15 protein-coding genes are annotated in these 14,645 nt (G+C 44.1%); 13 read left to right on the forward strand and 2 right to left on the reverse strand.

The features are described from left to right. Positions 1-49: 49 nt before the first annotated feature. Positions 50-1,318, reverse strand: a complete 1,269-nt coding sequence (locus BQ9893_RS00185; RefSeq protein WP_075964203.1) for a carboxypeptidase-like regulatory domain-containing protein — start codon at positions 1,316-1,318, stop codon at positions 50-52. 154 nt (positions 1,319-1,472) lie between these two features. On the opposite strand from BQ9893_RS00185, the gene BQ9893_RS00190 reads away from it, so the two are divergent. The 13 genes from BQ9893_RS00190 (at position 1,473) to glmM (ending at position 13,901) form a co-directional block, all read left to right on the forward strand. Further along, positions 1,473-2,036, forward strand: a complete 564-nt coding sequence (locus tag BQ9893_RS00190; protein ID WP_075965331.1) for an RNA polymerase sigma-70 factor — start codon at positions 1,473-1,475, stop codon at positions 2,034-2,036. 298 nt (positions 2,037-2,334) lie between these two features. Next, positions 2,335-3,702, forward strand: a complete 1,368-nt coding sequence (locus BQ9893_RS00195) for a hypothetical protein (RefSeq protein WP_075965332.1) — start codon at positions 2,335-2,337, stop codon at positions 3,700-3,702. A gap of 77 nt (positions 3,703-3,779) precedes the next feature. Continuing rightward, the gene (locus BQ9893_RS00200) at positions 3,780-5,474 is read left to right on the forward strand and encodes an OmpP1/FadL family transporter (RefSeq protein WP_075964204.1); all 1,695 of its coding nucleotides are present in this window, start codon (positions 3,780-3,782) and stop codon (positions 5,472-5,474) included. Positions 5,475-5,486: 12 nt separating this feature from the next. Continuing rightward, the gene (locus BQ9893_RS00205) at positions 5,487-5,819 is read left to right on the forward strand and encodes a hypothetical protein (RefSeq protein WP_075964205.1); all 333 of its coding nucleotides are present in this window, start codon (positions 5,487-5,489) and stop codon (positions 5,817-5,819) included. Then, positions 5,816-6,454: a nucleotidyl transferase AbiEii/AbiGii toxin family protein gene (locus BQ9893_RS00210; RefSeq protein ID WP_075964206.1), complete on the forward strand. Its 639-nt coding sequence runs from the start codon at positions 5,816-5,818 to the stop codon at positions 6,452-6,454. Before BQ9893_RS00205 ends, BQ9893_RS00210 begins: the two co-directional genes overlap by 4 nt. A gap of 429 nt (positions 6,455-6,883) precedes the next feature. Further along, positions 6,884-7,225, forward strand: coding sequence for a type II toxin-antitoxin system RelE/ParE family toxin (locus BQ9893_RS00215; RefSeq protein ID WP_075964207.1), 342 nt, complete (start codon positions 6,884-6,886; stop codon positions 7,223-7,225). Next, positions 7,197-7,502 (forward strand): helix-turn-helix domain-containing protein, encoded by a 306-nt coding sequence (locus BQ9893_RS00220; RefSeq protein ID WP_075964208.1) that lies wholly within the window; start codon positions 7,197-7,199, stop codon positions 7,500-7,502. Before BQ9893_RS00215 ends, BQ9893_RS00220 begins: the two co-directional genes overlap by 29 nt. Positions 7,503-7,715: 213 nt before the next feature. Further along, the gene (locus tag BQ9893_RS00225) at positions 7,716-8,309 is read left to right on the forward strand and encodes an RNA polymerase sigma factor (RefSeq protein WP_075964209.1); all 594 of its coding nucleotides are present in this window, start codon (positions 7,716-7,718) and stop codon (positions 8,307-8,309) included. 304 nt (positions 8,310-8,613) lie between these two features. Beyond that, positions 8,614-9,264 (forward strand): ribulose-phosphate 3-epimerase, encoded by a 651-nt coding sequence (gene rpe / locus BQ9893_RS00230; RefSeq protein ID WP_075964210.1) that lies wholly within the window; start codon positions 8,614-8,616, stop codon positions 9,262-9,264. A gap of 235 nt (positions 9,265-9,499) precedes the next feature. After that, positions 9,500-10,774, forward strand: a complete 1,275-nt coding sequence (locus tag BQ9893_RS00235) for a ComEC/Rec2 family competence protein (protein WP_075964211.1) — start codon at positions 9,500-9,502, stop codon at positions 10,772-10,774. Positions 10,775-10,818: 44 nt separating this feature from the next. Further along, a complete protein-coding gene (locus BQ9893_RS00240) occupies positions 10,819-11,868 on the forward strand; it encodes a DHH family phosphoesterase (protein WP_075964212.1) in 1,050 nt (349 codons plus the stop codon). 53 nt (positions 11,869-11,921) lie between these two features. Next, positions 11,922-12,503 carry a BamK family beta-barrel-assembly machinery protein gene (locus BQ9893_RS00245; RefSeq protein ID WP_075964213.1) on the forward strand — a complete coding sequence of 194 codons (582 nt, stop codon included), beginning with the start codon at positions 11,922-11,924 and terminating at the stop codon, positions 12,501-12,503. Positions 12,504-12,512: 9 nt separating this feature from the next. Further along, positions 12,513-13,901, forward strand: coding sequence for a phosphoglucosamine mutase (gene glmM / locus BQ9893_RS00250; RefSeq protein WP_075964214.1), 1,389 nt, complete (start codon positions 12,513-12,515; stop codon positions 13,899-13,901). A 160-nt stretch (positions 13,902-14,061) separates the two neighbouring features. Here glmM and BQ9893_RS00255 read toward each other — a convergent pair whose 3' ends face one another. Beyond that, entirely contained in the window at positions 14,062-14,553 is a 492-nt protein-coding gene (locus BQ9893_RS00255) for an NUDIX hydrolase (protein ID WP_075964215.1), read from the reverse strand. Between the last annotated feature and the right edge of the window lie 92 nt (positions 14,554-14,645).

Here is a 14,645-nt window from a genome sequence, read left to right on the forward strand (position 1 = left end):
ATACATTAATATCTTTATTGGCAAATTGGCACATTATTCAATTGGCATATTATCTACGTTGCTTCTTTAGTTTGTTGACAGCGTGCTCCAGTGATTCCGTTGGTTCGATGATGTTGTAGGAACCCCAGAAATCTTCGTCGGCAAAGTTGGAAACCTTGTCCGATAAGGACTGGTTCTGCTTGAATGCCATCTTGTAGGGGATGGAGTTGGCGTTGCTATCCTTGCCGTCCGTTACGACCATTTCCGAAAGGATGGTATAGTTGGTCGAGAACAACTTGCGTTTCCAGTCGCACTTGAAACGGACGCCGTTGCGTATGTAGCTCAGATAAGTCAGTCCGTCACGCTCCTTGTAGTTGACCAGGAAAGAGACTTCGACCGGTTTGAACCGCAGTCCGAACGGCTTTTTCCGGAGGATCGCCTGTGTGGCCTTGTTGCTGTCGTTCATGTCGAGGAAGAACTCGGCCCGTGTGAAAGAGAGCCGTTCCTTGTCGATATATAGTTTTCCGTAATAAAGGGCATACGGCAATATGGCTTGCGGTTCGAAATTGATGACATATTGTGGCCTGTCGTTGATCGTTGTCGCTTCTTCCATCCGGAATTTGTAGTAAGGAAGGCTTTCGAGGTCGAGCAAGACATCCGGATTCTTCACCACGTCCACATAGACGGACATGTTAGGACCTCCCAATAGCTTGACAGCCAATGTATCGCTCGCTTTCTGGCTGAGCAGCTTGCGGCCTTTGAATATCTGTACGCGATCGCGGTCTACTCCCTCGTCGTAAGGAGTCTTGTAGATATCGATCACCGCTTCCGAAATGTTGATGTACCGGCGTCCTTTCTGAGCCGTCTCGCGGTAGAACCCGGTCAGGAGGCTATGCTTCGAATTGTAGTTGGCCGGAATCTTTTTGATTGCTTCTTCCACCAAGTAACGCGGGTCGCGGGCATGGATAACGACTTCGTCGAGCATATTCGTGTAAGGGGTCAGCCATACGATCTGTTCTTTCACGTCTTTGCCGTTGAGTTCTATTTTGCTGTTGAAATATCCGAGGTGCGAAATCTCCACTTCTTTGGCCTGGATGGAATCCTTCACCTTGAAAGAAAATTCGCCGTCGGCGTTCGTGACCGTGCCGGTCGTACTGCCCGGAATGGAAATATTGACATATTCCAGGCTCTTTTTGCTCTTTTTGTCTTTAACGATACCACTGACCGTGATATAGTCCTTTTCGTCAGCCGGATCCGTTTGAGCTTGCAGAGGAGCGAGTCCTGCCAGCAACAATGTGATGAGCAAGCAGCCCCATAGTTGTTTATGCATCGTTTTCATATCTCATATAGTTTAATAAGTTAATACTCTTGTTCGTATTACTAAGATGGTTCAGCCGGCGAATACCCTATGCTTCGTCCTGATTTTTTTATTAAGATGAACATAGTTTGAAAATTTGACTATTTTTGTGCAGGTTATAGAAGATGATGAGACAATGACTGAGCAGGAGATAAGAAAATATTTGAGACAGATCGAAGAGGAAAATTCCCAGACTGCTTTGCGTAGCTTTTATAATCTGTGCTTCGACCGTTTTTTCCGTATTGCCTACTACTACCTGCATACGGAAGAATGGGCGCAGGAGGTTGTCCTCGATGTGTTTCTGAAAATGTGGGAACGCCGCGAGTCCTTGCATCATATCGCCAACCTGGAAGATTATTTCTTTATCACGATAAAAAATGCTTCCCTGAACTATCTCGAAAAAGAGCAACGCCGGAAAGACGTGGCGGCGGATGCTTTTGACGGTACGACCATATCCGGCGAATCGCCAGAAGACATCCTGGTCAGCGAGGAGCTTTTCGCCCACTATGTCAAAGCCCTCGACCGCCTGCCGGAGCGATGCCGTGAAGTCTTCATCCGTGTACGTGAAGAAAAGCAGTCCTATGCCGAGGTCGCCAAAGAGTTGGGCATAAGCGTCAATACGGTCGATGTGCAATTGCAGAAAGCAACCGGTCGGATGCGGGATATGCTGGCGCGTTATATAAACGGAACCGAAAGTTGAATATATCCGGCCGTAATGATGCGTCTCCGGCATTTTGATACACGGTCTTTTAGCGATGCAGTGCAGCGTTTCTTTTTTTTGAAGCATCTTATCTGTAAATAGAGATTATCGGACAATGATGCTGCCCGGATGGTTAAAGTATATATAAATGCTTGGAAGCTATTTGGAAACAGCTATATTTGTGAATAAAATGGATAGTTTATATTAATGAGGCTGAAAAGGTATTAAACCTGCCCCTTGGTATTTAGTCTAAAGAGTAGAAATATTATAAAGTAGAGGAGAAACGAATATGAAACCCATGAAATTAACATCTTTGATGGTTATGCTTCTGGTAGGCTTCAGTGCCGCGGCCCAGGAGGAGTTCTTTGATGATGTGTATTTCTCTTCCAGCAAAAAAGATAAAAAGGAAAAAACAGAAGAGAAGGTTATACAGCCTAAAGAGAATGCCGCGCGTACGACAATGGCGTCTACATACAGCACGGATAAAAGAAAAAGCACCGTGTCTGCTGAAGAACGCGATGTAGACGAATATAACCGCCGCTATGCTTCGGTCGATGTGGAAGAACCGTATGATGAAGATTCGGACGGTGAAGTCCTGGCTGAATACAACGACGATATGGATAATGATAAAACGGCTGCTTCCGTTTCTAAAAAGGAACGCCGTTCGGATACGGAATATACCGAACGTATCATCCGTTACCATTCACCGAGCAAGATAACGATTGCCGGAGCAGACCAGGTCGATCTGTATCTGAGTGACGGGTATTACGGTTATGGCTACGATACGGATTATTCCGATGGCCTGACCAACGTAAGTGTCAATGTGAACATCGGCAACGGCTGGGGTGGTTACTATGACCCGTGGTACAACGGCTGGTATGGCGGCTGGTACGGCGGTTGGTATGATCCTTGGATCTACAGTCCGGCCCGTTATTGGGGCTACGGTCCGTCCTTCGGCTTCGGCTGGGGTTGGGGCGGCTTCTATGCCGGCTACTGGGGCCCGTCTTGGGGTTGGGGACCCGGCTATTGGGGCGGCGGTTACTGGGGCGGTGGCTACTGGGGGCATCATCACCATTATGCTTCGCCGTATAGACACAATTATGTAGGTTCGAGAACTTCCGTAGGGCGTCGTTCGTATGCAAGCACAAGCGGAAACAGAGTTTCCCGCGCATCATCGGTTGGAAGCCGAACTTCTGCCGGCAGCAGAAACGCAACATCTTTGCGAGGCAGTAGCAGTACGGGACGTGTACGTTCGGCAGAAGGAGTTCGGGGGCGTACAAGTTCGGAGATAAATGGTCGTACAAGTACGGGAACAAGAAGTCGTACAAGCGTAGGTACTTCTGCACGTACATCTTCTTCAACGCGTTCATCTGCTGTAACAGAAGGACGTACACGGATTTCTCGTGAGAGTGCAGTCGGTTCCGGTTCTACCCGTTCTTCGAATCGCCAATACACGGCTCCGGCAAGAAGTAGCAACTCTACCACCCGTTCTTCAGGCACTTATGAAAGAAGTACCCAGCGTAGCAACAGCACTTTTTCTCCTTCGAGAAGTAGTAGCGGTAGCCGGAGTTCAATCGGAACATCTTCATCCGGAGGTTCCCGTTCATCCGGAGGCAGTTATGGTGGCGGCGGCGGACGTTCCAGTGGTGGCGGACGTAGCAGATAGGATAAGAGAGTCATATAATTAAAGGACACGCGAGTCGTGTCCTTGCTTTATTAAGATATTTAGAAATAAGAGAGACAATGAAGAAGGTGATTTGTTTATGTGCATCAGCATTACTTTTAGGTAGTGGTTCTATGTTCGCACAAGGAGAAATGGATGCTTATAAGTTCTCACAATATGATTTGAACGGGACAGCCCGTTATTTGTCTATGGGAGGTGCTTTCGGAGCATTGGGCGGTGATATCTCGGCAATGAGAACCAATCCTGCAGGTTTGGCTATCTATAGAAGTTCCGAGATCGTGACGACAGTAAGTCTGTCTTCTATTCAGACAAAAACGGATTGGTTAGGAATCGGGATGGATGATAAGAAGACCCGGTTTAATTTTGACAATATAGCTTATGTCGGTTATTTCCCTACAGGAAATGACGAAGGCCTGGTCGGATGGAATGTCGGTTTCGCCTATAACCGGGTGAAAAATTTTAACCGTCAGTATCGGATGGGGCGGGGAGCCGGAGGTTTTTCCATCTCTGATTATATGGCCGGTTATGCAAATTTGTGGAAAGACCCTGTAACTGATAAAGGGTTGACCGGTAATGATCTTTGGTCGACAGATTCATATAATCCATACTTATATCAAGATTGGCTGCCGACGTTGGCTTATAACGGAGGTCTGATTGATACAGACAATAAGAATCAAGCGGGAAGTTTCTATTCTCCCTTTGGATATAAGGACGAAAACAATAAATGGCAATCTTTAGAGGTGCAATCTGCTGATATGTTTGTCTCCGAAAAGGGGGCTATAGATAAATATGACTTTTCGTTTGCCACGAATATATCAAACCGTTTTTTTATCGGTGCAACTGTATCTGTAACAGATATCGATTATAATGCAACGACTCTTTATGATGAGGATTTTGGATATTTCAATGCGGAAGCTGAAAAAAATAATTTCAGGGATCAGCTTTATTGGGATAATTATTCATCGTTAAATGGAACGGGCTATTCTTTTAATTTAGGAGTGATTGCTCGTCCGACCGACTTTTTACGTTTGGGAGTAGCTTATAATTCGCCTACCTGGTATAAGATGACCAATTATTATAGTGCGGAGAGCCAGGCTTATATCTTTGATTATTATGCAGGAGACAAACAGAATCCGATAGATCCGAATAATCCGGATATGTCTCGGAAGGCTGAAACACCAACGGACTTCTATACCGAGTATCGTCTTCGTACATCTGATAAGTGGATATTCAGTGCAGCAGCCATTTTAGGGCAGGATGCTCTTATCAGTGTTGATTATGAATTGACAAACAATAAATCGATGCGTTTGCAGGACCGGGACGGATATGATCAGGAAGGAGATAATGGTGATATAAAGGATGATTTTCGTGTCAGCGGTATGCTGAAAGTCGGAGCAGAATATAAGGTCACCCCTCAATTTGCAATTCGTTTGGGAGGCGCTTGGCAAAATAGTCCGGTTCAGGAGCACATGAAATATAGTGAAACAGGAAGCATAGTGGAAGTTCTTCCTACCGGAACGCGTACAGCTTATACGGTAGATCATCATGTGAATTATTATACGGTGGGTTTAGGCTATCGTTTCACTCCTAATTTCTATATGGATTTGGCTTGCGTGTATCGCATGCAGAAAGAGGAGGTTTATCCATTCCCGCATCTGATTGACAGCGATAAGAATGTTCTGGTGGAATCTGTTCCCGCCACACTGAAAACAAACACGACAAAGGTTGCATTGACTTTAGGCTACAAGTTCTAAAAACTGAAGGTAATGTTTGTAGATGCGGTAAAACAAGAATTGTTGGGGAAGTTGAAACAAGAGCATTGTTTCTGGTCGTACAATGAAAGTTCTGTCAATGAGGTTTCGGATGAAATATTGATAGAGAAAACTTTGTTGCATTTGGATTTGGAAGAAATCAACCAATTGTTTCAGATATTTTCATTCAAGAAAATAAAACAAGTGTGGCTGAACTATCTTATTCCCCAAGAGGAATATCTTTATACGTTGAACCGCTTTTTAGCCTGGTATTACTTTAAAGTAAAGAAACCGGATGCCTATATCAAATCTATGGCTACTCGCCATCTTAATAAAATGTTAGTATGAAGGGATTGGCTCCGTATACACAGGCAATTTTTGAGGCTGTCTCTAATCTGGAGTGTATAAAGCCTTATCTTTTAGTTGGTGGCACAGCTTTGTCTCTACAGATAGGAACTCGCCAAAGTGAAGATTTGGACTTTATGAAATGGCGTACCTCAAAAACAGAGAACATGGAAGTCGCTTGGTTTCAGATAGAAAAAGAGCTTGCTTCGGTTGGAGAAATTCAGCATAAAGATATATTGGATATAGACCATGTGGAGTTTCTTGTGTCTGGGGTAAAGTTGTCGTTTTACGCGTGTCCTAAGTATTCTCCTGTCAATAATCCAGTGAATTATTTGAATAACATCAGATTGGCAGATGTCAGATCTATAGGGGCAATGAAGATGGAAGTCATGTTACGGCGAAGTAATTTCCGTGATTATTATGATATCTTTTCTATTTTGAAGAGTGGTGTGTCTATAAATGATTTAATATCTTTGGCATTGAGTTATTCAGGGCATAAGTTGAAATCTAAAAATTTGTTGGCAATGCTTACTAATAGCAATCGTTTCACCAGAGATGTCGGTTTCGATCAATTGCAACCTGTTTATTCTGTTACTGCACAAGAGATAGAAGAATTTATTAAATTCAGCCTGTTGTGAAATGCAGTTTAGTTCATAAAAGTCCCCTGTTTGTACATAAAACGTACGGACAGGGGGCTTTTTTTCTGACTTCGTCACTCAAAGAATGCTAATATTATAATTGATTGATAAATAGTATTTTGTGATTTTGTGTCACCTGTTTTTGGGTGACACGTTGGCGAAGTCAGGAAACACGACAAAGGTTGCATTGACTTTAGGCTACAAGTTCTAAAAAATATATAGATGTTATTGTAAATCCTCTCTCCGTACATTAAAAAGTTACAGAGAGAGGATTGGCTGTTATAAGAACAACGGTATATACTCCTGTTCCTATATTGTAATGTATGGATAGGGAGCATTTGTTTTTGGTCGTACAATGAGATAGTTGGTCGCTAAATTCTATGTGTATTTAATGTTGTATGATATTGAAACTTTTTGTATCTTTGTATCATGAGAAGAAAAATTGTAGCATACGGTCGATATTATAAAGATTTTTTGAAGACTTTGACTGAAAAAGAGCTCCAAAAGGTGAAGTATGTGCTTTCACTGCTTGAAACAGAAGACCGGATGCCAGTAAAGTTCATAAAGATTATGTGTGATGGTCTATATGAATTGCGAATATCATACAATGGAAATATTTACCGTATCTTCTTTATTTTTGATGAAGGACAAATAGTAGTATTGTTTAATGGTTTTCAGAAAAAGACCCCTAAAACTCCACCGTCAGAGATAGAGAAGGCATTAAAGATAAAGGAGGAATATTATGAGTACAAAAGACAACATGCTGACTGATATCAGCGCGGAACTTGATAATGAATTTGGTGCACCTGGAACTCCTGAACGCACTAAATTTGATGAAGAAGCCTACGCATTTTATACTGGTCAAATATTGTTGGATGCAAGGCGAGAAGCAAAAGTTACGCAATCCGAGCTTGCAAAGAGAATCAATGCAACCAAATCGTATATTTCACGTATTGAGAATGGCGCTATCAATCCAAGTGCTGCAACTTTTTACCGAATTATAAATGCACTTGGTCTAAGAATTGAAATAGTTAAGCCCATCGCTTGAAATGCAGTTTAGTTCATAAAAGCCCCCTGTTTGTACATGAAACGTACGGACAGGGGGCTTTTTTGTGTGAAAAAAAAGGAAATGTTTGCCTATTTAAAATACTTTTCGTTCTTTTGTCTTTGTAAATATAAATAATATCATTGTCTAACAATTTTAAATATCATTGCCTATAGCATAAACATTACTCAAGAAAAAACTAAAAATATAGAAGTAATGAAAACTTTAAGAATGATGACTGACGAAGAGTTGGTCGTTCTTTATGCAGAAGGTAATAATGCTGCTTTCGACGTGTTGTTGAATCGTTATAAAAGCAGCATACACTCCTACATTTACTTTATAGTTCATAACAAAGATCTCACCGAAGATATCTTTCAGGAGACTTTTGTCAAGGTGATTATGACTATCAAACAAGGCCGTTATACCGAAAACGGTAAGTTTAAGGCATGGATTACCCGTATCGCTCATAACCTGATTATCGACTACTTCCGTCAGGAACGCAATGAAAACACGGTTTCCAATGACGAAGTGGAAGTGGATCTTTTCAATAATATCAAACTTTGCGACAGCACGATCGAAGATAACATCGTGCGCCATCAGGTGTTGTCTGATGTGAAAAAACTGGTGAAACATCTTCCCGACAGCCAGCGTGAAGTATTGGAAATGCGTTATTATCAGGATCTCAGTTTTAAGGAAATTGCCGATATTACCGGTGTGAGCATCAATACGGCTTTGGGACGCATGCGCTATGCGATTCTGAATATGCGCCGCATGGCGGAAGAAAACAGCATCGAGCTGTCGATGGCTTGATTGATGGACATCGAATGTTGAAAATTTATTTTCTTGTCATACAATAAGGAGAGAGGCAGACCGTTTTATTATCGAACAAGATAAAAAAACGAGTTGCCTATGAAGAGACTTTCTACTCAATGTATGAATGAAATAGAAAATAAAACAGACAGAAACCGGAAAGAAAGGAAAACAACGCCACGTCGGCAAACACTTGATTTCCTTACTCAATTTGCGAGGGTTTATCATTCAGAACCCGCTTTACGCACGGAATTTTGTGGTTTTGTAATGAACTGAGGTTACCTTTGCAAAAAGCAAAAAAAGTATGAAACATAAAATAGCCCCTTCTCTGCTGGCTGCTGATTTTCTGAACTTGCAGCGAGAAGTGGAAATGATTAACGAGAGTGATGCCGATTGGTTGCATCTGGATATAATGGACGGCGTGTTCGTGCCTAATATATCGTTTGGCTTTCCGGTTTTGGAAGCATTGAAACCAATCTGCAAAAAACCGATGGATGTCCATCTGATGATCGTGGAACCGCAGAAGTTCATCCCCGAAGTAGCCGCTACGGGCGCTTATATGATGAATGTGCATTATGAAGCGTGCACGCATCTGCACCGTACGGTGGCGGCAATCAAAGAAGCGGGGATGAAGGCGGCCGTCACATTGAACCCGCATACGCCGATTTCCTTGTTGGAAGATATCCTGCAGGATTTGGATATGGTGTTGCTCATGTCGGTGAATCCGGGCTACGGCGGACAGAAGTTTATTGAACATTCGATAGACAAAACAGCTCGCCTGAAAGATATGATCCTGGCAAAAGGGTCGGACACCTTGATCGAAGTCGATGGCGGAGTAAACATGCAGACCGCGAAACCTCTGCTCGAAGTAGGAGCGGATGTGCTGGTTGCCGGCAGTTTTGTCTTCCGTTCTTCCGACCCGTTGAAGACGATCCGGGAACTGAAAGGATTATAATGTCGCCTCGTAGGGGCGGGGTTCTACTCCGCCCAGTCAGAATCTACCTTTATTGGATGTAATGGGCAGAGCAGAGCCCTGCCCCTACGGAAAATGACGTCCTTTGGGCAGAGCAGAGCCCTGCCCCTACGGAAAATGACGTCCTTTGGGCAGAGCAGAGCCCTGCCCCTACGGAATGACGTCTTTTGTGCAATACCGATCAAGCCTTAAACCAACCATTTCAAAACCTTACATTATGATAAAAGAATTACAGATCCGTCCCTTTGCCCGTCCGCTGCTTGTCTGGATTGCGGGGATTATACTACAGACCGTTTTTTCGTGTTGTACTTATTCCTGGGTATTACTATTGCTCCCTGTTATTATCATTACCACAGCCGGTCTTGCCTTGAGAGGGCAGGAGCATGTTTGTTATGAAACCCGTTGGCTGTGGGGAGCGGTTTTCTTGTCTCTGTTGCTTTTCCTTTCGATACAAAAGACTGCTTATTCGCAGTCTGAATCCTCGTCGGAACATCCGGTTTCCCTTCTTTCCCGTTGGGCGCAGGAAGAACAGCAACGATTATTGGAACCGATCGCAAAACTAAATCTGACCGATGAAGAGAAATCTGTACTGGCCACTATCACTGTCGGTTACCGGCAAGCTATGAGTCGGGAGGTGCGGAACCGTTTTTCGGCTACGGGGGTAGCACATATCCTGGCCGTAAGCGGCTTTCATGTGGCAATCGTCTGTGGCTTTTTATCTTTTCTTTTTTCTTTTCTCCCCAGGAATGGATGTTGCCGGTGGATTCGCTACATCTCGCTGCTCGTGCTATTGTGGGGATTTGCTGCGATAACAGGTTTGGCGGCCTCTTCTGTGAGGGCTGCGTTGATGCTTACGATGTATCTGACGGGCGGAGTGTTGGATAGGAGGGCGGAGCGTTATAATATATTGGCGGCTTCCGCTTTTTGCATGTTGGTTTATGAACCCTTGTACTTATTCGACATAGGTTTCCAGCTGAGTTATCTGGCCGTGCTGTCCATCCTTTATTTCCAGCCCCGGTTGCAGGCGTTGATAAAGGTGCATAATCCGTTTTTGAGGACACCGTGGGGATGGGTCACGGTCACCCTGTCGGCACAGGCGGGCACGACTTTTTTATGTCTGTATTATTTCGGGCAGTTTTCGACTGTCTTTTTGTTGACGAACTTGCCGCTTACGTTTCTTGCGACTTTGTTGATACCGGCAAGTTTGGTCTATATGATTTTGCCAGAATGGATTCTTGGGTATGGTTGGTTGCAGGTTGTCGTGGAATGGCTCGCGCGTGGTTTGCTTTGGATCGTAGACTCTTTTAGCCGGGTGCCGGGAGCGGTTTTTTCTTTCCGGTTCGATTTCCTGACGATGCTGGTGGCGTATGGAATGCTTCTGTCTACCTTGTGGTATGTTCATGCCGGACGTTCGCGCTATCTGCTTGTCTCTCTGTTTTTGTTGTTAATTATGCTTCTTGTCCGGGTGATTGAGAATTTAAAGCTGTGCTGAATCTAAAAAAAGTAGTACCTTTGTCACTGAAAATAAGAGAATATATGATTACGAAAATCATTCACGAAGAGAAAATTCAGAAAGCCAAGAAGTACGTCGAGAAAGGCGAAAGTTTTGTAATAGTGACACATGTTACCCCTGACGGGGATGCTATAGGTTCCGCATTGGGACTGTACCATTTTTTGACAACCTATGGAAAAGATAACGTGACGGTAGTGGTTCCCAACGATTTCCCAAAATTCTATAAATGGATGCCGGGAAATAAGGAAATTGTCATTCATGAGAAATATCCTGATTTTGCCGAACAGTTGATCCGGGATGCGGATGTCATTTTCTGCCTTGATTTCAACGAACCCAAACGTATCGAAAAACTGGCTCCGGCTGTTGTGGCGGCAGATGGGCGAAAGGTGATGATCGACCATCATCTGAATCCGGCCGATTTTTGCCGGGTCACGATGTCATATCCTGAAATGTCGTCTACGAGTGAGATGGTTTTTCGTTTCATCTGCCGCATGGGGATGTTCGACCTGATCAATAAAGATTGTGCCGCCTGCATCTATACGGGCATGATGACGGATACAGGTTCGTTTACCTACAATTCGAACAAGCCGGAGATTTATACGATCATAAGCGAACTGATCAAGAAAGGTATCGACAAGGATCTGATCTACCGGAAAGTGAACCAGGTCTATTCGGAAAGCCGTTTGCGCATGATGGGATATGTCCTGTATGAAAAGATGAAGATTTATCCGGAACAACATGCCGCTCTGATCACGCTTTCGTTGGAAGAGATGAACCGTTTCCGTTATGTGACAGGCGATACCGAAGGGTTTGTCAACCTGCCGTTGAGTATCGAAAATGTGGCTTTCAGTGTCTTTATCCGCGAAGATAAGGATTATGTGAAGATCTCGCTCCGGTCTGTCGGAGATTTCCCCTGCAACCAGTTTGCAAGCCTGTATTTCAATGGAGGCGGACATAAAAACGCTTCGGGGGGAGAATTTTGTGGTTCATTGGCCGATGCTGTAAACGTTTTTGAGAAAGGTTTAAGGGAATTTAATCCTAATAAAACAGAAGATTTAAATAAACATGCCTGAGATATGGCAGAGATTATATACATTTGCCATTCATTTACAATAAATAGTAACAGATGAAGAGAGGTTTTTATATCCTGTTGATTATGTGCGCTGCCATAATGGTGGTGTCGTGTGACAAGACAAAGTCATACACTGATATGTTGAAGGCCCAGAGAAAAGCGATCGAGCGTTTGCAGGTTGATAGCGGCCTGGTCTTTTTGGATGATTTCCCTGCGGATAGTATTTTTAAGGAAAATGAATTTGTAGAGTTGGATAATGGTGTTTATCTGAATATCGTCAATAAGGGAAACAGTGAACGTGCGGTGCTGGGGCAAACCGCGATCCGTTCCCGTTTCATCGCCCGGATGTTTATGGAAAGCAGCAGTATGGGAACCGGTACCGTCGACCTGCTCGGCCCGAATTCAAACGGTACGTATCCGGTAGAGTTCAGATATGGTTATTATACTTCTTTGAATCCGGATTACTCTTATACATGGGATATGTTTATTTGTGAAGGTTTGGGAGCCGGACTTCCTTATGTGGGAGACAGCGCGGTTGTCAAACTGATCGTTCCGTTTAAGCTGATGAGCAGTGATTTCCAAAGCTCCGGAACTCCTGTGTTTTTTGAGAAAGTGAAGTATACTTTTATAAAATAAATCTAACTAATGACACTGATTAAATCTATTTCCGGTATTCGTGGTACAATTGGCGGGAATCCGGAAGACGGGCTCAATCCGTTGGCTATTGTCAAGTTTGTGGCAGCTTATGCTACATTCATTAAGAAAAATACGAAGGTGACAACAAACAAGATCGTGGTAGGCCGTGATGCGCGTATCTCCGGTCCGATGGTTAAACAAGTCGTTCTCGGCACGCTTACCGGAATGGGCTTTGATGTGGTGGACATCGACCTGGCCACTACTCCGACCACCGAATTGGCTGTTGCCTGGGAAGAAGCTTGTGGCGGTATCATTTTGACAGCCAGCCATAATCCGAAACAATGGAATGCACTGAAGTTGTTGAACGAACGGGGTGAATTCCTGAATGCAGCCGAAGGTGCCGAGGTGCTGAAGATTGCTGCTGAAGAAAGTTTTGTATTTGCCGATGTCGACCATTTGGGAAAAGTCTATATCAACAATACCTATAACCAAAAGCACATCGAAAGCGTGTTGAAGCTGGATTTGGTGGATGTAGAGGCTATCAAGGCCGCTAATTTCCGTGTCGCTATCGACTGCGTGAACTCGGTGGGCGGTATCGTTATCCCCGAATTGCTTTCTGCTTTGGGGGTAAAGGAAATCTTCAAACTGCATTGTGCTCCTCACGGTAACTTTGCACACAATCCGGAGCCGATCCCTGAAAACCTGACGGAGATATCCAACCTGATGAAGCATGCCAAAGCCGATGTCGGTTTTGTTGTGGACCCGGACGTAGACCGTTTGGCCATTATCTGTGAAGACGGGGAGATGTTCGGAGAAGAATACACATTGGTGGCTGTCAGCGACTATGTCCTGAGCCATACACCGGGCAATACGGTCAGCAACCTGAGTTCGAGCCGTGCTCTGCGTGATGTTACCCGTGCTCATGGTTGCGAGTATAACGCGGCAGCAGTAGGCGAAGTGAATGTCGTGACGAAGATGAAAGCGACTAACGCCATCATCGGTGGTGAAGGCAATGGCGGTGTGATCTACCCGGCCAGCCATTACGGTCGTGATGCTTTGGTCGGTATCGCCCTGTTCCTGACTCATCTGGCAAAGAAACAGATGAAGACAAGCGAACTGCGTGCTACCTATCCTCCGTATTTCATTTCGAAGAAGAAAGTGGAACTGACTCCGGATATCAATGTCGATGCTATCCTGGCAAAAGTAAAAGAGAAATTCGCCCAATACGATATCACCGATATCGACGGCGTGAAGATCGACTTCCCTGAAAAATGGGTTCACCTGCGCAAGAGCAATACAGAACCGATCATCCGTATCTATTCCGAAGCTCACACGATGCAGGAAGCAGAAGAAATTGGCGACGAACTGATTCAGATCATTCGTGATATGTGTAAATAATCATTCATCGAGATAATAAAAAAAGAGGTCATGCTTGATTGCATGGCCTCTTTTTTTGCTTTTTCAAAACATATATGTTTTGAGTTTAAAACACCTATGTTTCGATTTCAAAACACCGGTGTTTTGAAATCACAGGTCTGCTGTTGCGGTTTTTTGTTGTTTACATGAACAATCGTTTGTATTCTCCTTCGAAGTTGGGCGTGAAAACACCTTTCCCTATGTTATCGAGGATTTCGGCCGGAGACCAGAAACGTCCGCCATCCAGTTCGGAAGGGTCGGGGGTGACCGGGCCTTCGTAAGTGGTACGGAAGGTGTTGACCAATTCTTTCTCTATGGCCGATTCGAATACATAACGGGTGATGAATTGCGGAACGAAATCTGTTATACCTAATTCCTCCCGTACTTCCCGGCGAAGGGCTTCTTCGACCGTCTCACCGTAGTCGATATGGCCTCCAACGGCTGTATCCCATTTACCGGGTTGGATATCTTTGTTCATCGAACGCTTTTGCAGGTAGAGCTCGCCTGCCTTATTGAAAATATGCAGATGCACCACCGGATGTAACATCTTCGATCCGCTATGACATTCCTTGCGGGTTGCCTTCCCTATTGTCTCTCCCTCCTCATTAACCAAAGGAAACCATTCTTCTTTCATCGATTTTTGATTTTTTAAAACCTATTTTTCCACAAAATACTTTGTAGTTCTTTATCTGTTATGTTTTCACGTTCTGATTTGTCGTAAATAAA

It is taken from the genome of Parabacteroides massiliensis (genome assembly GCF_900155425.1).
GTDB classification, from domain to species: domain Bacteria; phylum Bacteroidota; class Bacteroidia; order Bacteroidales; family Tannerellaceae; genus Parabacteroides; species Parabacteroides massiliensis.